The organism is Arthrobacter sp. UC242_113 (assembly GCF_044054585.1).
Taxonomy (GTDB): domain Bacteria; phylum Actinomycetota; class Actinomycetes; order Actinomycetales; family Micrococcaceae; genus Arthrobacter.
Genome location: NZ_CP171968.1, coordinates 1,528,127 through 1,553,570, shown reverse-complemented (window position 1 = coordinate 1,553,570; position 25,444 = coordinate 1,528,127). Strand labels below are relative to the sequence as shown.

Annotated in this window: 26 protein-coding genes and 1 tRNA gene; 5 read left to right on the top strand and 22 right to left on the bottom strand. The window is 65.9% G+C overall.

What is annotated here, in order from left to right:
* Window positions 1-13 precede the first annotated feature (13 nt).
* From tatC to ACHMXB_RS06820, 15 genes are all read right to left on the bottom strand, one after another.
* Entirely contained in the window at window positions 14-808 is a 795-nt protein-coding gene (tatC, locus tag ACHMXB_RS06890; protein ID WP_395405163.1) for a twin-arginine translocase subunit TatC, read from the bottom strand.
* A gap of 48 nt (window positions 809-856) precedes the next feature.
* Window positions 857-1,126 carry a Sec-independent protein translocase subunit TatA gene (gene tatA, locus ACHMXB_RS06885; protein ID WP_102973629.1) on the bottom strand — a complete coding sequence of 90 codons (270 nt, stop codon included), beginning with the start codon at window positions 1,124-1,126 and terminating at the stop codon, window positions 857-859.
* Window positions 1,127-1,161: 35 nt separating this feature from the next.
* Window positions 1,162-1,533 carry a hypothetical protein gene (locus tag ACHMXB_RS06880; RefSeq protein ID WP_395403928.1) on the bottom strand — a complete coding sequence of 124 codons (372 nt, stop codon included), beginning with the start codon at window positions 1,531-1,533 and terminating at the stop codon, window positions 1,162-1,164.
* A gap of 42 nt (window positions 1,534-1,575) precedes the next feature.
* A complete protein-coding gene (locus ACHMXB_RS06875; protein WP_395403926.1) occupies window positions 1,576-3,585 on the bottom strand; it encodes a helix-turn-helix transcriptional regulator in 2,010 nt (669 codons plus the stop codon).
* Between the two features lie 137 nt (window positions 3,586-3,722).
* Complete coding sequence (locus ACHMXB_RS06870) at window positions 3,723-4,118, bottom strand: FKBP-type peptidyl-prolyl cis-trans isomerase (RefSeq protein ID WP_395403924.1); 396 nt, start codon at window positions 4,116-4,118, stop codon at window positions 3,723-3,725.
* Window positions 4,119-4,168: 50 nt separating this feature from the next.
* Window positions 4,169-5,098: an FKBP-type peptidyl-prolyl cis-trans isomerase gene (locus ACHMXB_RS06865; protein ID WP_395403922.1), complete on the bottom strand. Its 930-nt coding sequence runs from the start codon at window positions 5,096-5,098 to the stop codon at window positions 4,169-4,171.
* Between the two features lie 113 nt (window positions 5,099-5,211).
* On the bottom strand, window positions 5,212-6,576 hold the full coding sequence (gene pafA, locus ACHMXB_RS06860; protein WP_395403920.1) for a Pup--protein ligase: 1,365 nt from the start codon (window positions 6,574-6,576) through the stop codon (window positions 5,212-5,214).
* Between the two features lies 1 nt (window position 6,577).
* Window positions 6,578-7,285 (bottom strand): proteasome subunit alpha, encoded by a 708-nt coding sequence (gene prcA / locus ACHMXB_RS06855; RefSeq protein ID WP_395403918.1) that lies wholly within the window; start codon window positions 7,283-7,285, stop codon window positions 6,578-6,580.
* Between the two features lies 1 nt (window position 7,286).
* Window positions 7,287-8,108, bottom strand: coding sequence for a proteasome subunit beta (gene prcB / locus ACHMXB_RS06850; protein ID WP_395403916.1), 822 nt, complete (start codon window positions 8,106-8,108; stop codon window positions 7,287-7,289).
* Window positions 8,109-8,192: 84 nt separating this feature from the next.
* The gene (locus ACHMXB_RS06845) at window positions 8,193-8,393 is read right to left on the bottom strand and encodes a ubiquitin-like protein Pup (protein ID WP_076802936.1); all 201 of its coding nucleotides are present in this window, start codon (window positions 8,391-8,393) and stop codon (window positions 8,193-8,195) included.
* 84 nt (window positions 8,394-8,477) lie between these two features.
* Window positions 8,478-10,097 carry a depupylase/deamidase Dop gene (gene dop, locus ACHMXB_RS06840; RefSeq protein ID WP_395405161.1) on the bottom strand — a complete coding sequence of 540 codons (1,620 nt, stop codon included), beginning with the start codon at window positions 10,095-10,097 and terminating at the stop codon, window positions 8,478-8,480.
* A gap of 50 nt (window positions 10,098-10,147) precedes the next feature.
* Window positions 10,148-11,893, bottom strand: a complete 1,746-nt coding sequence (gene arc / locus ACHMXB_RS06835) for a proteasome ATPase (protein ID WP_395403913.1) — start codon at window positions 11,891-11,893, stop codon at window positions 10,148-10,150.
* A gap of 82 nt (window positions 11,894-11,975) precedes the next feature.
* Entirely contained in the window at window positions 11,976-13,043 is a 1,068-nt protein-coding gene (locus ACHMXB_RS06830) for a tRNA (adenine-N1)-methyltransferase (RefSeq protein ID WP_111904812.1), read from the bottom strand.
* Between the two features lie 130 nt (window positions 13,044-13,173).
* Window positions 13,174-14,358 carry a site-2 protease family protein gene (locus ACHMXB_RS06825; protein ID WP_395403911.1) on the bottom strand — a complete coding sequence of 395 codons (1,185 nt, stop codon included), beginning with the start codon at window positions 14,356-14,358 and terminating at the stop codon, window positions 13,174-13,176.
* 12 nt (window positions 14,359-14,370) lie between these two features.
* A complete protein-coding gene (locus ACHMXB_RS06820; protein WP_395403909.1) occupies window positions 14,371-15,099 on the bottom strand; it encodes an HAD family hydrolase in 729 nt (242 codons plus the stop codon).
* 230 nt (window positions 15,100-15,329) lie between these two features.
* Here ACHMXB_RS06820 and ACHMXB_RS06815 point away from each other — a divergent pair, with 230 nt between their 5' ends.
* Window positions 15,330-16,235, top strand: a complete 906-nt coding sequence (locus tag ACHMXB_RS06815) for a PAC2 family protein (RefSeq protein ID WP_395403907.1) — start codon at window positions 15,330-15,332, stop codon at window positions 16,233-16,235.
* Window positions 16,236-16,303: 68 nt separating this feature from the next.
* On the opposite strand, the gene ACHMXB_RS06810 is transcribed toward ACHMXB_RS06815, so the two are convergent.
* From ACHMXB_RS06810 to ACHMXB_RS06795, 4 genes are all read right to left on the bottom strand, one after another.
* Complete coding sequence (locus ACHMXB_RS06810) at window positions 16,304-17,332, bottom strand: IS3 family transposase (protein WP_395405159.1); 1,029 nt, start codon at window positions 17,330-17,332, stop codon at window positions 16,304-16,306.
* On the bottom strand, window positions 17,311-17,631 hold the full coding sequence (locus ACHMXB_RS06805; RefSeq protein ID WP_395403905.1) for a hypothetical protein: 321 nt from the start codon (window positions 17,629-17,631) through the stop codon (window positions 17,311-17,313). Before ACHMXB_RS06805 ends, ACHMXB_RS06810 begins: the two co-directional genes overlap by 22 nt.
* A 241-nt stretch (window positions 17,632-17,872) precedes the next feature.
* Complete coding sequence (gene mshC / locus ACHMXB_RS06800) at window positions 17,873-19,162, bottom strand: cysteine--1-D-myo-inosityl 2-amino-2-deoxy-alpha-D-glucopyranoside ligase (RefSeq protein ID WP_395403903.1); 1,290 nt, start codon at window positions 19,160-19,162, stop codon at window positions 17,873-17,875.
* A gap of 15 nt (window positions 19,163-19,177) precedes the next feature.
* A complete protein-coding gene (locus ACHMXB_RS06795) occupies window positions 19,178-20,011 on the bottom strand; it encodes an undecaprenyl-diphosphate phosphatase (RefSeq protein WP_395403901.1) in 834 nt (277 codons plus the stop codon).
* Window positions 20,012-20,061: 50 nt separating this feature from the next.
* On the opposite strand from ACHMXB_RS06795, the gene ACHMXB_RS06790 reads away from it, so the two are divergent.
* On the top strand, window positions 20,062-21,000 hold the full coding sequence (locus ACHMXB_RS06790) for an aldo/keto reductase (RefSeq protein WP_395403899.1): 939 nt from the start codon (window positions 20,062-20,064) through the stop codon (window positions 20,998-21,000).
* 27 nt (window positions 21,001-21,027) lie between these two features.
* Here the strand turns inward: ACHMXB_RS06790 and ACHMXB_RS06785 are convergent, their stop codons facing one another.
* Window positions 21,028-21,309 (bottom strand): hypothetical protein, encoded by a 282-nt coding sequence (locus tag ACHMXB_RS06785; RefSeq protein ID WP_395403897.1) that lies wholly within the window; start codon window positions 21,307-21,309, stop codon window positions 21,028-21,030.
* Between the two features lie 39 nt (window positions 21,310-21,348).
* On the opposite strand from ACHMXB_RS06785, the gene ACHMXB_RS06780 reads away from it, so the two are divergent.
* A complete protein-coding gene (locus ACHMXB_RS06780; protein ID WP_111904805.1) occupies window positions 21,349-21,582 on the top strand; it encodes a DUF5703 family protein in 234 nt (77 codons plus the stop codon).
* 115 nt (window positions 21,583-21,697) lie between these two features.
* On the opposite strand, the gene ACHMXB_RS06775 is transcribed toward ACHMXB_RS06780, so the two are convergent.
* Entirely contained in the window at window positions 21,698-22,858 is a 1,161-nt protein-coding gene (locus tag ACHMXB_RS06775; protein WP_395405157.1) for an acyl-CoA dehydrogenase family protein, read from the bottom strand.
* Window positions 22,859-22,884: 26 nt separating this feature from the next.
* Window positions 22,885-24,189 carry a M20/M25/M40 family metallo-hydrolase gene (locus ACHMXB_RS06770; protein WP_395403895.1) on the bottom strand — a complete coding sequence of 435 codons (1,305 nt, stop codon included), beginning with the start codon at window positions 24,187-24,189 and terminating at the stop codon, window positions 22,885-22,887.
* 194 nt (window positions 24,190-24,383) lie between these two features.
* Between ACHMXB_RS06770 and ACHMXB_RS06765 the strand changes: the two genes are divergently transcribed.
* Both ACHMXB_RS06765 and ACHMXB_RS06760 read left to right on the top strand, forming a co-directional pair.
* Window positions 24,384-24,466 (top strand) — tRNA-Leu (locus tag ACHMXB_RS06765).
* A gap of 412 nt (window positions 24,467-24,878) precedes the next feature.
* Complete coding sequence (locus tag ACHMXB_RS06760) at window positions 24,879-25,298, top strand: hypothetical protein (RefSeq protein WP_395403893.1); 420 nt, start codon at window positions 24,879-24,881, stop codon at window positions 25,296-25,298.
* Window positions 25,299-25,444: the final 146 nt, after the last annotated feature.

Sequence of the window (25,444 nt, the reverse complement as noted above, 5' to 3'; positions counted from 1 at the left end):
AGCGGTGGCGTGCCTAGAGATTCTTCAGCTCACTGCTCGGGGTCCCGATATCGGCAGTGGCCTCTGTCTCAGCGGCCCGCTTCACTGCCCGGCGTGCCCGCCGGCGGTCGTTCAGGACGCATAGGCCGATGGCCAGGAAGAAGAGCAGGAGCATGGGGCCGGCAAGGTAGAACATGCTCATCGCGTCGCCGCCCGGGGCGGCCATGGCTGCGAACAGGCAGACAAGGAACACGGTGATGCGCCAACTCTTGATGAGCTGCTCCCCGCGGAGGAGTCCGGCGAGGTTCAGCCCCACCAGGACAACCGGGAGCAGGAAGGCAATGCCGAAGGCGAGCAGCAGCCGCAGCACGAAGGAGAGATAGACCTGCGCGCTGATGAAGTTGGATCCGCCGGCCGGGGTGAAATCAGTTAAGACCCGTACGGCGTTGGGCAGGACGAGCCAAGCCATCGTCACGCCGCCGATGAAGAGCGGGACAGCGGCTGCCACGAAGGACAGCGCCAGCCGGCGTTCCTTCTTGTGCAGTCCGGGGACGATGAACGCCCAGAGCTGGTACAGCCAGACCGGACTGGCCAGGATTAACCCCAGGAACACCGACACCTGGATCATCAGGTCGAAGCTGCTTGCCACGCCGTCGAAGTTGAGCGATGCCTGCCGGCCCTCGCTCTCGTTGAGGTCCTTGATCGGTTTAATCAGGGCCGCGAGCATGGGCTGGTAGACCAGGAAACCCGCGACTGTAGCGAGCACAACGGCAATGGCTGACTTGAACAGCCGGTTCCTGAGTTCGCGCAGATGGTCCAGCAGCGCCATCCGTCCCTCAGGATTGGATTGACGACTCATGGTCAGTGCCACGTAATCCTAGGCGCGGTTGGGCGGCGGAACGTCGTTCCCGTCTGCGGGACGGTTGTCCGTGGCGGTGGAACGCGGGTGGTTGACGACGGTGCCTTCGACGGGATCGGAGCCGTCCTTGGCTTCAGGGGCTCCGTCCTTCTTCATTTCACGGACTTCCGACTTGAAAATGCGCATCGACTGCCCGAGGCTCCGGGCCATGCCGGGAAGTTTCGGTGCAGCGAAAAGCACCAAAGCCAGGACGATGATGATGATGAGATGCCAGCCTTCAAGCCTCATGGTGGGTGTTCCTTTCGTTTAGCTACATCCTACGTTTATCTGAATTCGATGTCGCGCAGCGACTGGGGCTGGCCCCGTTCGGTCTTCCGGCGGACCCGGCGCTGCCGCCGGGCCTCCCTGCGGGCCCCTTTGGACGCGTGGTAATCCTGCTGCACCTGGTGCAGTGAGGCAAAAGGCGCCATTCCCGGCGCAGCCCCGGCGGCGTCCGGGCCAGGCACCGGGCCCGCGGCGCCAGCGGACGCTGCCGCCGCCGCCGCCGGAAGGCTGGTGAGTTTGTCGCCCGCTTCGCCGAGTTCCTTGACCGTTGCCATGAACTGGCGGAACAGGCGAACGCCCATGAGCACGAAGAACAGCAGCGACAGTGACACAAGCGCCACCCAAATAAGAATCCAGGACCACCAAGGCATGCTGAGTAGTCTAACTGCCGGACAGGCCAGCCGTTGTACGGGCTAGCCCTTGTGCTGGGCCAGGGCCGCCCCGATCCAGTCCCGCGAGGCGCGGGCAATCGCCTCAGGTTCCAGGATCCGTGCCGTCCCGCCGTGCTGGGCCACGAACATGGGCAGCCAGGCCGTGTTGCCGAACCGGATCTCGGCCACCAGGCCGCCGTCCGGCAGCGGCGCTGTCCGCTCGGCATAGTAGTCGTCCGCAAGCCCGGCACCGCGGGCGGTCAGCTGCACGGTGACCAGGGTGTCGTCGTCGTTGGGGGTGAACAGCTTTGCCGGGAACCCGCCGTCGGGCTTCAGCCCGGATGAGACCGGCTTTCCGGTGGCGGTGAGGTCCTCGATCCGGTCCAGCCGGAAATTCCGCAGGCCGGCCGCCGAATGGCAGTAGGCCTCGAAGTACCAGGTGTTGTCCATTGAGTAGAGCCGGAGCGGATCCACGTCCCGCTCCGACAGCGTGTCCTTCTGCGCGGAAAGGTAGACGAGGTGCAGCTGAGACCCTGATGCAATCGCGTCGCGGATGACCTCGAGGTTGGCCGAGTTGCCGGGCCCCACCTCCGGCCCGGAGAGGGCAGCGGCACGCAGCCCCTCCTCCCCCGCGGCCGCCATCAGCTTGAGCGTCACCGATTCCAGGGCGCTTCCCTCAGCCAGTTCCGGGAGGCCGTTCAGGGTCTCGAGGCCGGTGAGCAGCGCGCAGGCCTCGTCCACGGTGAAGCGGACCGGCCGGTTCAGCTCCATGGACTGGCTGATGAAGACGTGCCCTTCTTCCCACTGGATGTCCAGCAGCTCGTCCGGGTATCCCTGCGGCAGGCCGGAGCAGATCAGGATCAGCAGATCGCTCTCCAGTTCCTGGCGGGTTACCCCGAACCGGTCGGCGACCTCCTCGATGGGCAGGCCCTGGTTGCGGACCAGGAACGGGACCAGCTGCAGCATCCGCTTGAGCTGGTCTTCCGACGTGCGCTTGCGGGTCCGTTTTCCCGACCCTGCATGCGCCAACGAGTAAGGCGGCACCGGAGCGTCGATGAAGGCAGCGGCATTTGCCAGGCGGCGCTGCACGGCGGCGGCCAGTTCCGCGGGGCCCACCACCCTGACATTCGGACCGTAGGAGGCCAGCTCCTCCCCGAGCACCTCAGCGTCACGGTAGGGCACGGCCAGCCGGTCCCACCCGGCGTCGGCCCCCACATCCGGGGAGGCGTAGCCGTCCGCTTCCCGGGACGCCGTGGCCACGGCGCCCCGTTTGCGCAGCCCCAAAAGCTTGCCGCTGCGGACGTCCACGACGGCGTCCCTGACCGGAAGCTCCGGCAGGCTGTCCAGCTCGGCACGCACGTTGAAGCCGGGGGGTGGCGTGAAGGCCTCCCGCTCCAAGATTGTGACGGCGGACGTGAAGCGCGACAGCCGGAAGAAGCGCTTGGCGCCGCGGCCCCGGTCAAAGCCGACGAGGTACCACTGGCCGAAGCGGCTGCCCAGGCCCCAGGGTTCAACGACGCGTTCCTCTTCCCGGCCCGTGCTGCCGGCCAGGTAGAGGAAGCGGACGGCGTGTTGGGCGTGCATGGCGGCCACGAGGTCCTCGAACGCCTGGCCCGCCGGCTTGATGCGCGGCTGGACACCGGCCGGAAGTTCGACGTCGGCCAGGCCGCCCGCCGCCTGAAGCTTGCGGAGGGCGTTGCTTGCCGCCGTGCCCAGCGCCGCCTGCTCCCACAGCTGCGAAGCCAGCAGCAGGACCGCCCATTCGTCCGGGGAGAGTTCCACATCGGGGAGGCGGTTGGACTCCTTGCCGATCCGGTACCGGGTGGTGCCGGGATCGTCCGAGCTCCAGCCCAGGTCCGTGACCGTCTCGACGTCAAAGCCGAAGTCGCGCAGGTCGTTCTTGTCGCGTTCGAACATGCGCCCGAAGGCGGCGTCGCTGGCCGCGCCGCCGGCATAGATTTTCTCCCGCAGCTCACTGCGCCGGAGGCCGTACCGCGAGTTCAGCAGGGCGATCAGGAGGTTCAGCAGGCGTTCAGTACGTTGGGCGGACACCCTCGTTACGTTACTAAAGCCGTTCGGGCAATAACGCGAAAGCGCGGCAACAATCCGGAAAATCCTTCCGATTGTTACCGCGCTTACGCAGTTACCGCGCTTCCGGCGGAAGCCCGCAGGGAGCGGGTGGATGGGGACTAGCGAACGCCCACCAGGTCCACGACGAAGATCAGAGCCTCGTTCGGGCCGATGGCACCGCCGGCACCGCGTGAGCCGTAAGCCAGCTCCGAGGGGATTTCAAGGCGGCGGCGTCCGCCGACCTTCATGCCGAGCAGCCCCTGGTCCCAGCCCTGGATGACCTGGCCGACGCCGACGCGGAAGTCGAGCGGGGCGCCGCGGCCCCAGGATGCGTCGAACTCTTCGCCGGTGGACCAGGCCACGCCGACGTAGTGCGTGGACACGGTGTCGCCGGCCTTGGCCTCGGGACCGTCGCCCTCAATGATGTCCGTGATGACGAGTTCCGTGGGCACCGGGCCTTCGGGGAAGTTGATTTCCGGCTTTTCACGGTCGATTTTGCGCTGGCCAAATGACATGGTTGCTCCTTCTGCTGGTGGGTGTTTGAGGTGCTTACTTAACGCTTGGCTTATTTGACGCCGAGAATGTCGACGACGAACACGAGGTCGCCCTTGGCGTCGCCTTGGCCGGAGTCGCCGTAAGCGAGATCCTTGGGGATGACGAGCAGGACGCGCGAGCCGACAGTTTTGCCGGCCAGGCCCTGGGTCCAGCCCTTGATGACCTGGTTCAGCCCGAACGAGGCCGGTTCCTTGCGGTCAAAGCTGGAGTCGAACTTCTTGCCGCTGGCCAAGGCCACGCCCACGTAGTTGACGGTCAGGGTGTCCGTGGCCTTGACGGCGGCGCCCTTGCCCTTGATCAGGTCCTGGGCGATGAGCTTCTTGGGGGCGGCCACTCCCTTGACCGCGATCTCCGGGACGCCGTCTTTTTCGGTGACGGTCGGAAGGCCGGCCGGCGGAGTGACCGGATCGCCCTCCGGCTTGTCCAGGACCTTCGGGGCCTCTTTGGCCGAGAGCACCTTGATGATCAGGAGCTGTGTCGGCTGGGCAGCCTGGCCTTCAGCCGCTGCCTTGCCCGGGATGGCGAGGGCGAGCTGTGAGCCCACCTTGGCGCCAACGAACGCGTTGTAGACGATCGCGCTGCCGGTCTTGAGTTTGTCGTTCATTTCAAGGGGCTCGGGATCGCGGGGGAAACTGTCGTCCAGCGTGGAACCGTCCTTGGCGTTGAGGGCAAGAACGGAAATCTCGGCAACCTGGTTGGCCTTGACGCGGTCCCCGCCGCCTTCCGTGACAACCTTGACGGTGGGTTCGGTAACCTCCAGCGGCTTGGTGAACTCGACCTTGGGGGCTTTCTTGTCACCGTTGTCCGTCAGCTTGAGCGAGTCGAACTTGGCGGTGTCACCCGCGGACTGGCTGGTCGGTTCCGGGGCTGCTGGCTCCTGGCCACCGCAGGCGGTCAGCAGAAGCAGCGCGGGAAGAAGGATTGCTAGTAGTCGGCGCACGTAAGAACTTTCGTCGGGGCAAGATGGATGCCCTGCCGGTGGAGGTGCCGCACACGGCAAAGCAGTCGGGACCGCGGAACGGCCTCTTCCAGAGTAACGCGGAAAGCTGGGTATCAGCCCATAGAGTCCAGAAGCGCATCAACCCGCTCGTCAACGTTGCGGAACGGGTCCTTGCACAGAATGGTCTGGTGCGCGCGGTCGTTGAGCTTCAGGTGGACCCAGTCCACGGTGTAGTCCCGGCCCAGTTCCTGCGCCTTCCGGACGAAATCGCCACGCAGCTTGGCCCTGGTGGTCTGCGGCGGGGCGTCCACGGCGTCCTTGATGGCGGTCTCCTCGGTCACCCGGCGGACGGCGCCGCGGGACTGGAGCAGGTAATACAGGCCGCGGGAACGGGAGATGTCGTGATAGGTGAGGTCCAGCTGCGCGATCCTGGGGGCGTCCAGGCCCAGACCGTGGCGCCTGCGGTAACTGTCCATAAGCTTCTTCTTGATGGCCCAGTCGATTTCGGTGTCGATGGTGCTGGTGTCGCCGCTTTCGATTGCGCGCAGCGTCCGCCCCCACAGGTCCAGGATCAGCGGCACGTGCGGGTTGTGGGCACCGTTTTCCTCGACGAACGCCGTGACCTTGGTCAGGTACTCCTGCTGGATCTCCAGAGCGGTGAGCTGGCGGCCGTTGGCGAGCCGGACCAGGGCGCGCCCGCTCAGGTCATGGGAGATCTCCCGGATGCTGCGGATGGGGTTTTCCATCCGCATGTCCCGCATGATCACGCCGGCCTCGATCATCCGCAGGATGAGGTCCACGGTGCCCACCTTGAGCAGCGCCGTGGTCTCAGACATGTTGGAGTCGCCAACGATCACATGGAGCCGGCGGTAGAACTCGGCGTCGGCATGCGGCTCGTCCCGGGTGTTGATGATTGGCCGGGAACGGGTGGTGGCCGAGGACACGCCCTCCCAGATGTGGTCCGCCCGTTGCGAAAACGCGTAGGTGGCCCCGTGCGGCGTCTTCAGAATCTTGCCTGCACCGGCGATGAGCTGGCGGGTTACGAGGAACGGGATGAGGATCTCGGCCAGCCGGGTGAACTCGCCGCGGCGCGGAATGAGGTAGTTCTCGTGGCTGCCGTAGGAGTTGCCCGCGGAGTCGGTGTTGTTCTTGAACAGGTACACCGTCCCGTTGAAGCCCTCGGCGGCAAGCCTGGACTGGGCCTCGTCCACGAGGTCGTCCAGGATGAGCTCCCCGGCGCGGTCATGGGCGATCAGCTGGGCGAGGTCGTCGCATTCGGCGGTGGCGTATTCCGGGTGCGAGCCCACGTCAAGGTACAGGCGGGACCCGTTGGTGAGGAACACGTTGGAGGACCGGCCCCAGCTGACCACCTTGCGGAACAGGTAGCGGGCCACTTCCTCCGGGGCGAGGGGCCGGGAGTCCGGGCTCGAATAGGAAATCCCGAATTCGGTTTCAATACCGAAGATCCTCTTGTCCATGTCAGCTCTCCTCAGCCAGCAGTTCCACAACGTCCTGGTCGGACAATCTGCGGAAAGCCCTCCGCGTCCCCCTGTTGCTTTCCGAACTGCGGTCCAGGACCGCCACTTCCAAGGCCTTGGCCGGCAAGTCGGGTGCCTCGTTGTCCGTCACGAGTCCCCGGACCGCGAGCCGGATCGCCGCGGCGAATGACAGGTCGCGCTGCCAGCCGCCCTCGATCGCCCCGGACACCTTGTCCGCCTGGCCGCCCATCACTATGAAGTTGTGCTCGTCCGCGATCGAGCCGTCGAACGTGAGCCGGTAGAGGTGGTCGAGGTCCTGGCTGGCTCCTACCTCTGCCACGGCCAGTTCCACCTCGAACGGCTTCTGCTCGGCGGTGAAGACGGCACCCAGGCTCTGGGCGTAGACGCTGGCCAGTCCCCTGGCCGTGACGTCCTCGCGGTCGTAAGAATAGCCGCGGACGTCGGCGTAACGCACGCCGGCCTGGCGGAGGCTCTCAAACTCGTTGTACTTCCCGACGGCGGCGAAGGCGATCTTGTCGTAGATCTCGCCGATCTTGTGCAGCGAGGGGGAAGGGTTCTCGGCCACGAGGGCGATTCCCTCCTCGCAGCTGACCACGATCACGGACCGTCCGCGGGCGATGCCTTTCCGTGCGAAATCCGCACGGTCCTTCATCAGCTGTTCGGGCGAGACATAGAACTGCTGTGTCATATCAGGCCTCCCTCCGGGCAGCTGTCCTGGACTCGATGATGTTTCCGGCCATCGCGGCGAGGTCGCGCTCGGACACCCGCCGGGCGCCGGCCCGGTTGACGGCATACACCACGGGCCACAGTTGCCGCACGGGGTCGGGGCCGCCGGTGGCGGAGTCGTCGTCGGCGGCATCGTAGAGGGACTCCACGGCGACGGCTATGGCTTCGTCCTCGGGAAGGTTGGGTCGCCAAAGCTTCTTGAGCGCGCCGCGGGCGAACATTGATCCGGAGCCCACGGCGTGGTGTTCCTGTTCCTCGTAGCGGCCGCCGGTCACGTCGTAGGAGAAGAGCCGGCCTACCCCGGCGGCGGTGTCGAAGCCCGCGAACAGCGGGACCACTGCGAGGCCCTGCAGCGCCATTGGCAGGTTGCCGCGGATCATGGCGCCAAGCCGGTTCGCCTTGCCGTCCAGGCTCAGCAGGGTGCCTTCGATTTTTTCGTAGTGCTCGAGTTCCACCTGGAACAGGCGCGTCAGGTCGATCGCGATGCCTGCCGTGCCGGCGATGCCGAGGACCGAATACTGGTCGGCGGGAAAGACCTTTTCGATGTGCCGGCTGGCGATGATGTTGCCCATGGTGGCGCGGCGGTCACCGGCCATGACGATGCCGCCGGCATAGGTCATGGCCACGATGGTGGTGGCGTGGGGCACGGCCAACGGCTGGCCGGCGGACGTGCCCGCAGCGATCGGCGCGTATTGGGGAAGCAGTTCCGGACGGTCGCGTTGGAGATGCTCAGTGAACGACGACGTCGCGTGGGCGGCTACCTTGTTGGCTGTTGTCTCCTGCACTGGTGCACTCCTTCAACGTCATAATTCAGCGGCTGTCCGGTAGCTGTGGCTTCCGTGCCCCGTGCGGTTGGGGTGGCAGCCGGTTTATTGGCCGCCCTTTTGCACGAATGCCCGGACGAATTCCTCCGCGTTGGACTCCAGAACGCCGTCGATCTCGTCGAGGAGATCATCAACGCCCTGCGTCGAGGCGGATGCCTGTCCTTCTGCGGGCGCCGGCGGTACGGGGACCTCTTCCTCGACCTCGGTGTCGCGTGGCTGCGGCTGCTGCTGCTCCTGGCCTGCCATGTCCTTCTCCTTCATCCAGTCCCCCACTCCGGAGGGACATCCTGTATGCCCATAGTGCCACGCAAAGGGCCCTTGCGGGGTGCATTATGCCGGTGGCGGAGCCGGTGCCGATCCGAGGAGTTCCGCCAGGAACGTACCCGCCTCGCGGTGCCTGGCAAACAGCGCGCCCGTGAGCGACTTTGTGCCGCGCAGCGGCTCCCGGGTGGGCACGCGCTGCAGCCTTCCGTAACCCGGCACGTCGAAGATCACCGAATCCCAACTGGCCCCCACCACGTCCTTACTGAAGCTGCTGACGCAGCGTCCGCGGAAGTACGCCCGGGTGTCCGACGGCGGTTCCGTCACCGCAGCGGCGATGGCGGCGTCGTCCACGATCCGCTGCATCCGGTTCCGGGAGAGCATGCGGTAGTAGAGCCCTTTTTCGGGCCGGACGTCAGCCCACTGCAGATCGACCAGGCCCAGCCGGGCGTCATCCCACTGAAGCCCGTCGCGCTGGCGGTAGCCCTCCAGGATGGACAGCTTGGCCAGCCACTCCACCGACGTGGCGGCGGCGGGCCGGTCGCTGTCCAGCTGCGTCAGCGTGGTGGCCCACCGTTCCAGCACGGCGTGCGTGTGGCCGTCGCCGTCCACGGCGTCCGAGACTCCCGTGTCCTGGGCGAGCTTGGCCGCGGCCTCGTGGTACATCCACTGCAGGTCAAGGGCCGTCACCCGGCGGCCGTCCTGCAGCCTGACCTTGGCGCTCAGGCTGGTGTCGTGGCTGATCGCCTGCAGCGCGGCCACCGGCTCGTGCACCTCGATCCGCGGCGCGAGGCCCGCCTCGATCAGGCTCAGCACCATGGCGGTGGTGCCGAACTTCAGGTAGTTGGACACCTGGCTCAGGTTGGCGTCGCCGATGATGACGTGCAGCCGCCGGTACTTGTCCGCCGTTGCATGGGGCTCGTCGCGGGTATTGATGATGGGACGCCGGATGGTGGTTTCGAGCCCCACCTCCGCCTCGAAGAAGTCCGCCCGCTGGCTGATCTGGTAACCGGACCGGGAGCTGTCCTGGCCCAGGCCCACCCGCCCCGAGCCGCAGATGATCTGCCGCGACACGAAAAACGGGGTCAGCCCGCGGACAATGTCGCCGAAGGGGACGGAGCGCGGCATCAGGTAGTTTTCGTGGGACCCGTAGGACACGGACTTGTTGTCGGTGTTGTTCTTATAGAGGTTAACGGCGGGCAGCTCCGTGTCGCTGGCCAGCCTGCGGACCGCAGCCAGGCCCACGAGGTCCCCGGCCGCGTCCCAGGCCACTGCGGCCGTGGGGTTGGTGACCTCCGGGCTGGAGTACTCGGGATGGGCATGGTCCACGTAGAGCCGTGCCCCGTTGCCGAGCACCATGTTCATCAGCAGCGAGCCCGATTCGTCTTCGCCGTCCAGCTCAAGCTCTTCACGGCCGTAGGCAAGCGCCACCGCCTCGGCGTCCAGCACAGGCGGCTGGTCCGTCAGCTGGCTCGGGTGTGCCTGTCCGCGCTCGAGCGTCCAGCCGCGGGCGTCGTGGAGCGGTTCCTCGTCCGTGTAGTCCCAGCGGGTCTCGGCGCCGCCCGCGGCCCGGAGCCGGGTGACCTGGGCGTAAGCCTGGACCACCCGGGCGGACATCATGGTGGCATTGGCCCCCGGAGCGGACGGCGCGTGGATCCCGTATTCCGTTTCCGAACCCATGACCCGCATGGCGCCGCCAACCGGCAGGCCACCTCCCAGCACTGACTCGGAGCCGGCCGTCACAGGTACTGGCCCGTGCTGGGCATGGTCTCGATGGATTTGCCGGGCTCCTGGCCGGCCTTGCCCTGGACGATGGTGCGGATGTAGGTGATGCGCTCACCCTTCTTGCCGGAGATGCGTGCCCAGTCATCCGGGTTGGTGGTGTTGGGCATGTCCTCGTGCTCGCGGAACTCATCGACGACGGCGCGCAGCAGATGGTCGATGCGCAGGCCCTTCTGCTGTGTGGTCAGGAGGTCCTTGATGGCGTACTTCTTGGCACGGTCCACGACGTTCTGGACCACGGCCCCGGAGTTGAAGTCCTTGAAGTACAGCATCTCGGTGTCGCCGTTGGCGTAGGTGACTTCCAGGAACTCGTTGGACTTCTCCGTCGAGTACATCGACTCCACGGTGCGCTGGACCATGGCGTCGACAGTCTCCTGGACATCGCCGTCGTGCTCCACCAGGTCATCCTCGTGGAACGGCAGGTCCGGGGTGATGTATTTCCTGAAGATGTCCGCCGCGGCCTCGGCGTCGGGACGCTGGATCTTGACCTTAACGTCCAGGCGGCCGGGGCGCAGGATGGCGGGGTCGATCATGTCCTCACGGTTGGAGGCGCCGATGACAATCACGTTGTCCAGCCGCTCCACGCCGTCGATCTCGCTCAGCAGCTGCGGCACAATCGTCGTTTCGACGTCGGAGGAGATGCCTGTGCCGCGGGTGCGGAAGAGCGAATCCATCTCGTCGAAGAAGACCACGACGGGGCTGCCGTCCGAGGCCTTTTCGCGGGCCCGCGAGAAGATCAGCCGGATGTGGCGTTCGGTCTCGCCGACGTACTTGTCGAGGAGTTCGGGGCCCTTGATGTTGAGGAAGTAGCTCTTCAGGTCGATATTGCCCGAGCGTTCCGCGGCGCGCGCGGCCAGGGAGTTGGCCACGGCCTTGGCGATGAGGGTCTTGCCGCAGCCCGGAGGGCCGTAGAGCAGGATGCCTTTGGGGGCCTTGAGGCCGTGCTCGCGGTACAGGTCCGGATGCAGGAACGGCAGCTCGATGGCGTCCCGGATCTGTTCGATCTGCGGGCCGAGTCCGCCGATGTCCTCGTAGGTGATGTCCGGGACTTCCTCCAGGACGAGGTTCTCAACTTCGGACCGCGGGACCTTCTCGAGGGCGTACCCGGTGCGCGAATCGATGGAGAGGGCATCGCCCACCCGCAGCTTTTCGCCCAGGAGTGGGCCGGCGAGCCTGATGACGCGCTCCTCGTCGGCACGGCCCAGCACCAGTGCGCGGTCCGGGCCGAGCAGTTCCTTGAGCGTGACGAGTTCGCCCGCGCGCTCGTAGCCGAGGCCGGCCACCACCAGGAGCGCCTCGTTGAGGAGGACTTCCTGGCCCACGGCCAGCTGGTTGATGTTGACCAGGGGGCTGATGCCAACGCGCATTTTGCGCCCGGCGTTGAAGATGTCCACCGATTCCTCGGTGGCCGCCTGGCCGCTGCCGGTAGCCAGCCGGCGCGGGTTCAGCTGGAGGACGGTGCCAAAGCTGTACGGCGGCTGCCCCTCCTGGTCCAGGGCGTTCTTCAGCCGGAGTATTTCGGCCTTGGCAGTTTCCAGCATCGCCACGAGCTTGGTGTTGTTCTGCGTGGCAGCTGCCAGCTGGCGGTCGATATGCCTCAGTTTGTCCCTGAGGATATTGACCTGCCGGTCCGCGACAGACAGTTCGTTGGCGCCAGCCTGTTCAGCCGGCGTAGGCACGGAGTCCTTGTTTGGCGTCTCCATGTTGCATCAGCCCCTTCCTGCGCTCTTCTTAAGACGATAGCCCCAAGTTGGCTGGTAGAGCCGACGACATCCGAAATACGGACTAGTTTGTGATCTCCGGGTCGTCCTTCACGTTTGTGCCGGCGATCGCGTCCCGCGCCGCCCGGCGCAGCTTTTTGTCCGAGACCAGGCGTTCCCCGACGGCGCCCGGTGTCCAGGCGTTGACGTCCTCTTCGTTGAAGTCGGTCTTGGACGGCCGCCGCTTAACGGAGATGCCGGTGACGCCGTCGGCGAGCCGCCGGGTGACCAGCAGGAAGCCTGTGTGGGCGACCATGCGGTGGTCGGGGCGCACGGCGAGTCCTTCGAGGTGCCAGCCGCGGACCATGGATTCCCAGGCGTCCGGTTCAGTGAAGCGGCCATCGGCGCGAATGGCCTCGGCCGTGCGGGAGAGCTGGGTGACGGTGGCGACGTAGTTGATCCACACGCCGCCGGGGGCCAGCACGGTGGCCACGGCGTCCAGGCATTCCCACGGTGCCAGCATGTCGAGGACCACGCGGTCGATGGAGCCCGGTTCTTCGGTGCGGACCACTTCATCCTGGAAGTCGCCCAAGGAGATCTGCCAGGCCGGGTGCGGGCCGCCGAAGATTGTCTCCACGTTGCCGCGGGCAATGGCGGCGAATTCCTCGCGCCGTTCGAAGGAGTGCAGGTAGCCTTGGTCCCCCACCGCACGGAGCAGCGAGATGGAGAGGGCGCCTGAGCCCACGCCTGCCTCGACCACGCGGGCACCGGGGAAGATGTCTGCCATGGTGACGATCTGTGCGGCGTCCTTCGGGTAGACGACGGCGGCGCCCCGAGGCATGGAGAGGACGAAGTCGGACAGCAGCGGGCGGAGCGTCTGGTACTGCTGGCCGACGTTGTTGACCACCACCGAGCCGTCCACCTTGCCGATAATGTCATCGTGGTTGAGGAAGCCGCGGTGGGTGTGGAATGCTCCTCCAGCCTCGAGGCTGATGGTGTTCATGCGGCCGCGCTCATCCGTCAGCTGGACCCGTTCGCCTTCCCGGAAGGGGCCACGCCGCCGGGCAGCGCCGGCCGGCTGGTCCGCCGTGCCGGCTGCAGTGCCGGAGGAAAGGCCCGTGCTGGTTCCGTTGGCGGCAGATTCGCTGCTCATGACTGTGTCCTCGCTCCTGTGAAAGCTGTGTTGGCGTGCACCGTGGCGGTCCGGCAGGGCGCCGTGCACCCGCTGCCGATTTCACGACCGGCACGTAACTCTACCGGTTCTGGCCCTGCCGGCGCGTGTTTTAGCGGGGGGCCTTGCCTGTTATGGCGGTCACCACGGTGGACTGCCGCAGCAGGCCGGTGACCCGGCCGTTGTGGTCAACCACCGCGTAGTCGTGTCCCTCGAGCTGTGCCAGGTACTGGAGCAGCTCCTGGCCCTTGGACCATTCCGGCACATACGCGCCGGCGCCGAGCGGGTACGCCACCGCTCCGGCGGGGGTGGTGCCGGCCACGGCGCCGGGTACCGCGGCCAGGGCAGCGGGGTCAACCACGCCGCTGGGCCTGCCGTCAGGACCGCAGAGCACGACGGCGGTGCTCCCGCCTGACGATACCCGGAGGACGTCGCTGACGCTCCCGGCGTCGGAAAGCCCGACGGCGGGTTCGGCCAGTGCGGCGGCGCTCACCAGATGGAGCCGGCTGCGCAGGCGGCCCTGCTGGATGGACGCTGACGCACCCATCCAGAGGAAACCGCCGACCAGGACGGTGATGAGCAGCATGCTGGTGTCCGGGACGCCTCCGCTGAGCAGCGGCCGGACGATGAACCACAGGCCCAGGGCGATGACGATGATTCGCCCGCCCCAGCCCGCCGCGACGGTGCCTTTGGCGTGGCTGCCGGTGGCCTTCCACACCGCGGATTCCACCAGGCGGCCGCCGTCCAGCGGCAGCCCGGGCAGCACGTTGAAGATACCGATCACCAAGTTTGCCCAGAAGAAGATGTTCAGAAGGGTGTCCGCTACGCCGGACAAGCCGCCCGAGGAGATCACCAGCCAGGCCGCGCCGGCCAGCACGAAGTTGGCGGCGGGCCCGGCCATGGCCACCAGCACGGACCGTCCTGGGGTGGCGGTGAAGCTCTCAAACTGGGTGTGGCCGCCCCAGAGGTTAAGGACGATTTTCTCGCTGGGCCAGCCGTAGATCTTGGCCGTCAGCGCATGCGCGAGCTCGTGGACGAGCACCGACAGCAGGAGCAGCACCGCGTAGGCGAAGGCCACATAGTACGCCCCGATGCCCAGGGACGGGGTGCCGTGCTGCAGCACCGGCCCGTACGCAATCACCGTGAAGGCGGCGATGATGAACCAGGAGTAGGCCAGCACGATGGGTATGCCGGCGATCCTGCCGAGCGGGATGCCCTCGCGGCGGCTGTTCTTGGTCTGCACGTTGGTGGGCTGCTGGTTCGGGTTCTGCTGACCGGATCCCGCGGGATCAGACACGTTCCAGGCTCCTTAGTTGACGTTCTCGAGGGTTGCCGCCGGTTCGCGCGAGCCGAGACGGCGCCTGACCAGGTCCTCGAGCTCGGCCACGGTGCGGTCCGCGAGGGTATCCCATGTGGTCCTGCGGGCATCGTCCGGCAGCGGCACGAGGTGCGGAATGGCCACGGTGACGGCGCCCGATGCCACGGCCGCGGCAGCGCCTGGTTCCGAGTCCTCCAGCGCCACGCAGTGGTCGACGGTGAGCTCAGGGTCCTGCTGCTTCAGCAGGTCCACAGCCTTGAGATAGGCCTCCGGGTGCGGTTTGCCCTGGGTTACGGTGTCGCCGGTAACGAGGAACTCGAAGTAGGGCCGGGGAAGGCTCGCCACAATCTCGCGGGCCAGCGGTGCCTCTGACATGGTCACAAGGGCACAACGCACGCCGGCGGTGAAAAGTTCATCCAGCAGTTCCCGGGCCCCCGGGCGCCACGGCACGTTCTCCCGGACGCGGCTGATGACCTGGCCGGTAAGGGTGTCGATGATCTCGCGGATCTCCAGGCGCACGCCGGCCCGCTGGAGGATGCCTGCGGAGTGGACCAGTGATTGCCCTACGAGCTGCATGGCCTGCTCGTGGGACCATGTCCCCCCGTACGACTCGACAAGGTTGTGTTCGGCTTCGATCCAGTACGGTTCTGTGTCAACGATCGTGCCGTCCATGTCCCATAAAACGGCTTTGAGCAAGGGCTGAGTGGCGGCAGATTCCATGCTTTCCACTGTACCGGGCCGCCCGGCGGCGCCCTGCCGCAGGCCCCGGCCGCCCGGCGGCGCCCTGCCGCGGGCCCCGGCCCTACGCCGTCGGCGAATATCCGCGCCTCGACCGCAGGGATGATTGGACCGGACGATCGGCAGGGATGACCGGCAGGGACGAGGGTTTGTGCGGATCTGCGGCGGTTCGTTCTATGCAACAGCAACGCTTGTGGACGTAGGGTGAAGGGATGAATAGCTTCGACGGAGACACCAACGAACCGGGCACAGCGCCTGAGATGGAGCAGCTGCTGCAGCCTGTTCCTGAGGGCCAGCGTATTACTGTGATGCTGGCTGCGTTCGAGGGCTGGAATGACGCGGGGGAAGCCGCCAGTGATGCGCTCCGTTACCTCAACAAACTGTGGGGCGGGAAGAAAGTCGCTTCCATAGATGCCGACGAGTACTACGACTTCCAGTTCACCAGGCCCACGGTCCGCCGCACCGCCTCCGGGGAACGCAAGATCAAGTGGCCGTCCACGCGGATCTACAAGGCCAGTGCCCCCGGCACCAACGTGGACGTGATTTTCATCCAGGGCACCGAACCGTCCTATAAGTGGCGCGCATATACAGCGGAATTGCTTGTCCACGCCGAGGCGCTGCATGTGGATTACGTGGTCCTCGTGGGTGCGCTGCTGGCGGACGTGCCGCACAGCCGTCCCATCCCCGTCAGCACATCCACTGACGACAGCGTGCTGCGGGAACGGCTGAACCTCGAAGCCTCGCAATATGAGGGGCCCGTGGGGATCGTCGGCGTGCTGTCCGAAGTATCCCTGCTCGCCGGCATTCCCACCGTCTCCCTCTGGGCGGCGGTGCCGCATTACGTTGCACAGGCCCCGTCGCCCAAGGCGCAGCTGGCGCTCCTGCACCGCATCGAGGAACTGCTCCAGGTTCCGCTGGACACGCACGAGCTGGCTGAGGAGGCCGAGGCGTGGGAGCGCGGCGTCAATGAGTTGGCCACCGAGGATCCCGAAATTGCCGCCTACGTGCGGCAGCTGGAGGAAGCGAAGGACACCGCCGACCTGCCCGAGGCCAGCGGCGAATCCATTGCACGGGAGTTTGAGCGCTATCTGAAACGGCGGGGCAAGGACAAGCCTTAGGGGCCAGTACACCTGGGGCTCCGCCGTTTCGACGGTTCCCTGCCCATTAGACGTTGCGGCGGTATATATCAAGCTGTTCGTGACGGCCGGGTGGTTTCTTTGTGGTTGATGCCTGCCACGGGTGGGATTCCCGGGGCGGTGGGCTTGCAGCGGTATCTGTGCGGGTTGCGGGCGTAACAGGCATCGAGAGTTTGTTGTCGCTGCCTGCGCGCCTGCTCGATTAGCCCGTGATGGACGGTGTCGGGCGTGTAGTAGTTCAGTCCGCTGTGCCGGTGATGGCTGTTATAGCCGGCGAAAAAGTCGCTCATGTAGTCCCGGGCGTGCTGCAGGTCTTGGAACCGTTGCGGGAAGTCCAGGTCGTATTTCACGGTCTTGAACAGGGACTCTGAGTATGGGTTGTCGTCAGAGACCCTCGGGCGCGAGTAGGACAGTGTGGTGCCCAGGGCCCGGGCGAGGTCCAGGGTTGTGCCGGCCCGCATTGGCGCACCGTTATCGGCATGCAACACCGCGGGGCGCTGTTGGTTTCTGGCGACAGCGTCGCGGATCAGCGCCGAGGCAAGGGCCGCTGTTTCGGTGGTTTCGACGCGGTGCCCGACGACCTTGCGGGAGAACACATCCAGGATTGTGTAGAGCCTGTAGGTATGTTTGCCAGGTCCGTGGAGCATGGTGATGTCCCAGCTCCAGAGCTGGTTGGGGGCCGTCGCCTTCAGGACGGGTTTGATCCTCTTGGGGCCGGTGCCGCCGCGTTGGGCACGGCGGTCTCCGTTCTGCCCATACCTGGCCATAATGCGGTGGGCTGCCGCGACGGAGAACGAGCAGAGCCCTGCGTCCAGCATCCTGTAATAGGCCTGGGTGACCGAGAGATTGCCGTAGTCCTCAGAGTTCAGTGTCGCCATGAACTCCTCGGCTTCGGCCGGGGTGATCCGGTTCGGGTAGGCCCGCTCGGCATGGGGCACCGTGATCCCTGCCGCGACGGGCGGGCTCAGATGCCGGTACCAGGCGGTGCGGTGAATACCGACCATCGCACAAGCGTTCACCGTCGACCAACCCGCGGTCACCAGTTTCCCGACGAAGGTCAGGGCGATGTCTTTCCACATTTTGGGGTCAACCACTCCGGCCGCTGCGGCTCCGGTTCCTTCAGTTCCGGGTCCGTCGCCGCCGCGCTCTTGGCCATGGCGTCCAAGAGCGCGGAAGCTTTTCCCAGGATGTCCACTGCAGCCTCGGACCGGGCCAGCTTGGCCTTGAGGATCTCGTTCTCCTTCAAGACCTGTTTGAGCAGCCTCTTATCGCTCTCCCGCAATCGATGGTCCTCGTTCCCTTGTTTGATACTGGATCTCAGCTCGCCCGCTTCGCGCTGCTGGACCCAAAGCCGCATCGTGCCTTCGGCGATGCCCACGGCCCTGCAGAACGCGATTTTGGAACCACGCTCAAGGCACTTGTCCTACTCATCAAGAATCTCGTGCTTCTGCACAAGAGTGAAGTGACTCCGCCTCGAGCGACGGGAAGGGAGAACAAAATCCATGACGGACCTTTCCCCACTCTGTATGTCGGGCTGCGGCCGACAATAAAGCTGTCACACAACAGCCTGACACACAGGGGCGGAACGTCGTAGCGGCAGGGAACCGTCGAAACGGGCTTTAGAGTTCGACGCCGAGAAGAGCGTTGACAGCGTCGCGCACCAGGGCCTGGTCTGCTTCACCGCTGTCCGTGTTGCTGACGGCGGTGTCGTTAAGGGCGGCGTCTGCCCACTTGTCCACGGCGGCAAGGGCTGCGGGCGCGTCCAGGTCGTCGGCCAGGGCCTCGCGCATCTGCCCGATCAGTTCCGTGGCGGTCCCGGCCGGCGCTGCCGCCAGGGCTGAACGCCACCGTTCAAGGCGTGCTTTGGCCTCCTCGAAGCCTTCCGCCGTCCAGGACCAGTCGGACCGGTAGTGGTGCGCCAGGATGGCCAGACGGATGGCCGCGGGTTCTTCGCCCGCCGCGCGCAGCTTGGAGACCAGGACCAGGTTGCCCTTGGATTTGGACATCTTTTCGCCGTCCAGTCCCACCATGCCTGCGTGGGCGAAGTGCTCGGCGAGGGGAACACCGGAGAGCGAGTAGGCGTGCCCGGCACCCATCTCGTGGTGCGGGAAAACCAGGTCCGAGCCGCCGCCCTGCACGGTGAAGGGCGCGGGCAGGTACTTCTGGGCGATGACGGTGCATTCGATGTGCCAGCCGGGCCGGCCCTCCCCCAGCTCTCCGCCGGGCCAGCTGGGCTCGCCGTCGCGGGCCACGCGCCACAGCAGCGGGTCGAGGGCCTGGCGCTTGCCGGCCCTGCCGGGGTCGCCGCCCCGTTCGGCGAACAGTTCAAGCATTTCGGCTTCCGGCAGTCCGGAGACGGCTCCGAGGGTCCAGGCGTCCACTCCGACGGCGTGCTTGCCGGCTGCCTCGACGTCGTAGTAGACATCGCCGTCGGGCTCGCCTGGGGTGCCGTTAACGCGGTAGGCCAGGCCTTGGCGCAGGAGCCGTTCAATCGCAGGGACGATCAGCGGCATGGCTTCGACGGCGCCCACGTAGTGATTGGGGGCGATGACGTTGAGGGCTTCCATGTCAGTGCGGAACAGCTCGATTTGGCTCTCTGCCAGCTCGCGCCAGTCAACGCCGGTGGCGTCGGCTCGTTCCAGCAGCGGGTCATCGACGTCGGTGACGTTCTGGACGTACGCAACCTGCTGGCCGCCGTCGCGCCACGCACGGTTCAGCAGGTCGAAGGCGACGTAGCTGGCGGCGTGTCCCATGTGGGTGGCGTCATACGGGGTGATCCCGCAGACATACATCGACTTTTCGCCATCGGCAATAAGGGTTACGGCGCGCTGTGCGGTTGTGTCGAACAGGCGGAGCGCGGGCATTTCCCCCGGCAGGACAGGCACGGGGCGGGAGATCCAGGACTTCACAGACCAAGCCTAGTGCTAGGCGCTGATGACATTGAAACCGAGCAGGAGGTACAGGGCGAGGCCAAGGAAGATGCGGTACCAGACAAACAGCCGGTAGCTGCGCGTGGAAATGAACTTCAGGAACCACCCGATGATGACGTAGCCGACGACGAAGGCGATCACTGTTGCCAGGGCCGTCTCCCCCAGTCCGAACGGGCCGCTCGCTCCGTCCTTGGCGACCACCTTGAACAGCTGGTAGAGGCCGCTGCCGAAGACCGCCGGAATGGCGAGGAGGAAGGAGTACCGGGCGGCCGCCTCACGCGTGTACCCCATAAGGAGGCCCGCGGTGATAGTGCCGCCGGAGCGGGAAACCCCGGGAATCAGGGCCATGGCCTGCGCGAATCCGTAGAGGATGCCGTGCTTGTAGGTGAGCCCGGAGAGGTCGCGGTCCTGCTTGCCGACGGCGTCGGCCACAGCAAGGATGAGGCCGAAGACGATGAGCATGGTGGCCACGATCCAGAGGCTGCGCAGGACGGATTCGATCTGGTCCTGGAACAGGAGGCCCAGGACGATGATGGGCAGGCTGCCCAGGATCACCAGCCAGCCCATCCGGGCGTCGGGGTCCTGGCGCGAGACCCGTCCGGACAGGGAGCCGAACCAGGCCTTCACGATCCGGACGATGTCCCGCCAGAAGTAGACGATCACGGCGGTCTCCGTGCCGAGTTGCGTGATGGCGGTGAAGGCAGCGCCGGGGTCAGCCGCGTTCGGCAGGAAAGAGCCCACGATCCGGAGGTGGGCGCTCGATGAAATAGGTAGGAATTCGGTCAGTCCCTGCACAAGACCCAGCAGGGCCGCTTCAATCCAGTTCACGCTAAGACCCTACGTCATGATGCGGGTGGTTTCCCCGTAAGCTAACTGCTATGCAGCAGCGTTACATAGGCAACAGCGGGCTCCGCGCGTCATCCCTCTCCCTGGGCACAATGTCGTGGTCCCGTGAAACGGACGAGCAGGATGCCTCGGAGCTGCTGCGCACGTTTGTGGACGCCGGCGGAACCCTTGTGGACACCGCGGCCTCCTACGCCGACGGCCAGGCCGAAGCCATGCTCGGGTCGATGCTCGGCGACGTCGTCTCCCGCACGGAAGTGGTCATCTCCACCAAAGCCGGGGTGTCGCCGTCGGACGGGCGGCAGCGGGTGGACGCATCACGGAACGCGATGCTGTCCGGGCTGGAAGCCAGCCTGGCGCGCCTTGGCACCGACTACGTCGACCTCTGGCTCGCACAGGCGTGGGACCCCAACGTCCCGCTCGAGGAGACGTTGTCCGCCCTCGACTTCGCCGTCCGCAGCGGCCGGGCACGCTATGCGGGAATCGCCAACTACAACGGCTGGCAGACAGCCAAGGCGGCTGCGATCGCCGGGTTCCCGCTCGTCGTCAACCAGTCCGAGTATTCACTGCTGCGGCGCAGGCCCGAGGCGGAGCTGGTTCCCGCCGTCGAGGATGCGGGCCTGGGGCTGATGGCGTGGGCGCCGCTGGGCCGTGGCGTGCTCACCGGCAAGTACCGCGGGCATGTGCCTTCCGATTCCAGGGCAGCCGGTACGCGGCTGGCCACATATGTGGAGCCTTACCTTGAGCAGCCCGCATCGCAGGTGGTGGAAGCTGTTGCCATGGCCGCCCGCGGCCTGGGACGGTCTTCCCTGGATGTTGCGCTGAGCTGGCTGCTGTCCCGGCACGGCGTGGCGACGGCCATCGTGGGCGCGCGCACGCCGGTTCAGCTCAAGGAAATCCTGGATGCCCAGCTCACGCCGCTGCCGGCGGAAATAGCACGTGCCCTGGAAGATGTCTCCAGCAGCCTGGCTTAGCGAGTCCGGGTTCGGGTAGGCACGGATCTAAACCGAGCCGGGTCTCTCCTCGACGATTTCCAGATCCTCGTCGTCCACTTCGCTGTCTTCTTCTTCTTCGTCTTCCTCGTCATCGAACACCTGGAGCGGCGTCACTTCGTTGTAGGCCTCATAGAGGGCGTCCTCGTAGACTTCGAAGGCATCGGCAACTGCAAAGAATGCCGCCTCCACTGAAGGGTCACCATCCCCGCGGCGGGCTGAGGCGGCTGCAAGGTGTTCTTCCAAGGCGGCAGTCAAGGACTGAAGCGCGACACGCGGATCGATGCTCATGCCTTCACGTTAGCGGGAAAAGGACGAAAATGGAGAGCAATGAAGGAACATTTTCTGACCAGCTCGGTCCTGCGGGAACGGGACTATGCCCGGCAATACGAGTACCTCGTATTGACCGTCGGTCCTGAGGATTCCCTGCCCGAAGCCCGGCGCCGGCTCGTGGAACACTCGGAGTACGGCAAGTGGGAACTCGAGCGCAGCAGGCTCTACGTGGGCGGCGGCAGGCGCTTCTGGCTTCGCCGCCGGGTCACCCAGGTGCAGCGCACCGCCTAGGCCGATTCGGCCGGTGGGCGCGCGCCTGGAATGGCGTGCGCCCACTTCATGTTGCCTGCTGCAGTTGCCTGCTGCAGTTGCCTGCTGCAGTTGTCCCTGCCGGTGGCCGCTGCGGTTATTCTTCGAGCGGGCCCAGCCAGGCGTTGGCGACGGTGTTGTGCGCCGACTCGTCGTCTGAGGGGTGAAACATCCCGGCCAGGACGTCACGGTACAGGCGTTCCAGTTCCGATCCCCTGAAGTAACTGGATCCCCCGGAAACGCGGATGGCAAGGTCCACCACCGTCCGCGCCGTTTCCGTCGCCCGGATCTTGACGCCCACGAGTTTCGGAAACCACTGGCTGCCGTGGTCCGCCAGCCGGTCCACGTCGCCGGCCACCACCGAAAGCTGCGGGTACAGGGCATCCATGGCCAGGGCGGCCTCGGCCACCTTCCAGCGGATATCAGGATCCTGGGCCAGGCTCCGGCCCCCATTTTTGAATGACGTCCTGCGCTTGGCGGCATCCGCGGCCAGCACCAGGGCCCGCTCCCCGATGCCCGCGTAGACGCCCGCAAGCAGCGTTTCAAAGCACGCGAAGATTGCGAAAATCAGCGGATCCGCGTTGGGCCCAACCGGCAGCTTACGGAAGATGCGGCCGGGCGGGACAACTGCGTCGTCGAGGATCGTGGTGTTGGACTGGCTGGCGCGCATGCCCAGCGTGTTCCAGTCCTCCATGATCCGGTAGCCGGCCGTGTCCCGCCGGATGAAGCCGTGCACGAGTTCACCTTCACCCTCCCGCGCGGCCGGGTCCTTGCCGAAGATGCCCAGGCGTGTCCAGGCCGGCGAGAGGCTCGTGAAGATCTTGGTGCCCGTGAACGAGTAGCTGCCGTCCGGCAGTGGCTTGGCCTCCGTCAGCGAATCGAAAAGAACGGAGTCGTTGCCGGCCTCGGAGTTGCCGAAGGCGAAGATTTCCCCCGCCGCTGCCTCCTGCAGCACGAAGTCCAGGGAAGGGTCGCCGCGTTCGGCCAGGACGCGCGCCACCCCCGTCCAGACCAGGTGCATGTTGACGGCCAGCGCGGTGGCAGGGGCCGCCGTCGCCAGCCGGCGCTGGCAGCGGACCGCAGCCTCCAGACCAAGGCCGGCCCCGCCGTCGGCCTCCGGAACGAAAAGCTTCAGGTAGCCGGCGGCGGCCAGTTCTTCGAGGTCCTCCGTGAAGAAACTGTTCCGCTCGTCGTATCCCGCCGCTCTCCCCCGGATCCGGTCGAGCAGGTCGTCCGGCAGCAGGCGTTCCGGGTCCAAGGGTGAATGGGCGTCCACTTGCGTCCTCAATAGTTGGTGAGCAGTGTGTTCAGGACGCGTGCCCCGAACTTCAATGAATCGGCCGGGACGCGCTCATCAACGCCGTGGAACATGCCGGTGAAGTCGAGGTCGTCCGGCAGCTGCAGCGGCGCGAAGCCGTAGCCCGTGATGCCGAGTTTGCTGAGCGCCTTGTTGTCGGTGCCGCCGGAGAGCGTGTACGGCAGGACCTTCGCGCCGGGGTCCTCCGAGTGTAGGGCGTCGATCATCGAGTCAACGAGGTTGCCGGAGAACGGCACCTCCAGGGAGACATCCTGATGGACGTAGCTGACGTCCACGCCGCTTCCCGCCAGCTCACGGACGATCTCCAGAACGTGCTCCTGCTGGCCCGGCAGCGTCCGGCAGTCCACCAGCGCCTCGGCCGACTCGGGAATGACGTTGTGCTTGTAGCCGCCCCTCAGAAGCGTCGGGTTGGAGGTGTTCTGCAGCGTGGCGCCCACGAAGCGTGCCACCGTGCCCAGTTCCTTCAGCAGCCGCTCAGGGTTGTCGGGGTCAAACTCGACGCCGGTCAGTTCGGTCACGCCGTCGAGGAACTGGCGTGTGGTGGCCGTCAGCTCGATGGGCCACTCGTACTCGCCGATGCGGGTCACGGCGGCCGCGAGCCGGGTAATGGCGTTGTCCGTGCTGATCTGGGACCCGTGGCCGGCGCGGCCATGGGCCACGAGGCGCAGCCATGAGATGCCCTTCTCCGCGGTCTGGAGGAGGTACGTGCGCTGGCCGCCGATGGTGGCGGAGAATCCGCCGACCTCCGAGATGGCCTCGGTGGCCCCCTCGAAAAGCTCAGGCCGATGCTTTACCGCGAACTGGGAACCGTGGACTCCGCCGGCTTCCTCGTCCGCGAAGAACGCGAAGATGATGTCCCGCTTCGGCTTGCGGCCGGTGCGGGCAAAGTCCCGCAGGACGGACAGGATCATGGCGTCCATGTCCTTCATGTCTACCGCGCCGCGGCCCCAGATCAGACCGTCCTTGAGTTCGGCCCCAAACGGGTCCACAGACCACTGCTCACGGAGGGCGGGCACCACGTCCAGGTGGCCGTGGACCACGAGGGCGCTTGCGGAGGGGTCCTCCCCCGCCATGCGGGTGACAACGCTGGCCCGGCCAGGCTCCGACTCGAAGATTTCCGCGTCGAGCCCCACCTCGCTGATCAGGCCGGCGGTGTATTCGGCCGCCGCCCGTTCGCCGGGACCTGAGCCGTCCCCGTAGTTGGATGAATCGATGCGGATGAGCTCCTGGCAGATGGTGACGACTTCATCCTCTGGCCGGATCTGTGTCATTGATCACTCCTTGTAGCGGGGAAAACGCGGATTCATGCGGGTTGGGGCGGCTTTTGACCGCCGGAACACCCAGGTTCAGCCTACCCAGTTGACTCGATTCCATCTTTCCGGAAAGTTCGTGTTAGAGTTTTTCTCGCTGCTTCGGAGAGATGCGAACCGCTGAAAGGCGGAGAGAGTCCTTCGAAATACCACCTGCGCGGGTGGCGGAATGGCAGACGCGCTAGCTTGAGGTGCTAGTCCTCGAAAGGGGGTGGGGGTTCAAGTCCCCCTCCGCGCACAAAGGGAAAACCCCGGGAATCCAATGGATTCCCGGGGTTTTTTTGTTCCCCCAAACCTCCCAGATCCGAACTCATCCGCGCGAGTGTCGAAATGCGACATCTGCAAAGCGATCGCCATAAAGTGGCCGTTTGCGGCACAGCCGAAACAAGAAAAATGGTTCCGTTACCTATTACGTCCGGTGGAACTCGGCCCCTGTCCTAACCGTCAGCGACCTGACCCGGATCCTCGGTAAAGACAGCAGCGCCACTTTCTTGATCCCATACCGCGCGTTCGCTGCGCCATCCTTGATGGCGACGATCCATTCTGGCTGCAAGGAAGCAGGCCAACGAGCCGACCGCAGCCGACGTAGCACGGCCGGCCGGCGGTTTCGGGCCGCGGTGGCCCCAGTGTGGTGTGGAGGGAGTCGGGCAATGCGCAGAGGAAAACGGCTGGATGAGAGAGCACGGACGCTGGATGCACAGCATCTCCGGAAACTCGCAGACGAGGCATCCCCGGAGACGGCCGAGTCCTTCAGCGCTGATTACGTGACTCTCCTCCCCCGCTTCGTTGAGCGGATTGTCGGCACAGTTGCCGCCCGGGATAGGGATCTGGTGCTGGATGCCGCACTGAGCCTGAAGACGAAATCGTGGCTGGTCGGGGCGCTAAGAATGAACCAGCTCTGCAGCGAACTTGAGTTGGCCTTGGCTCTGGCTGACTGGGCCGTCGCAACAGACGTCGCTAGGGACATCGAACGCCACCTTCCGCACCTGCAGAAAGCCCTCGCGGACGTCACGCATCTCACGCACCCCAGCCGCCGGGCAAGGACGGTCCAGAACGCCATGGCATCTTGACCGTGCCACCCGTTACACACGCGGGGAAGCTGTATGCCCTGAGGTCCAGAACTTGGGCAAGGACAGCCGACTCGCCCCCGTCCCACTGATGCCGTCCGGGTCCAGGAAATCATCCGGACACGGAGGCGGACCGGCAACGGCCGGGA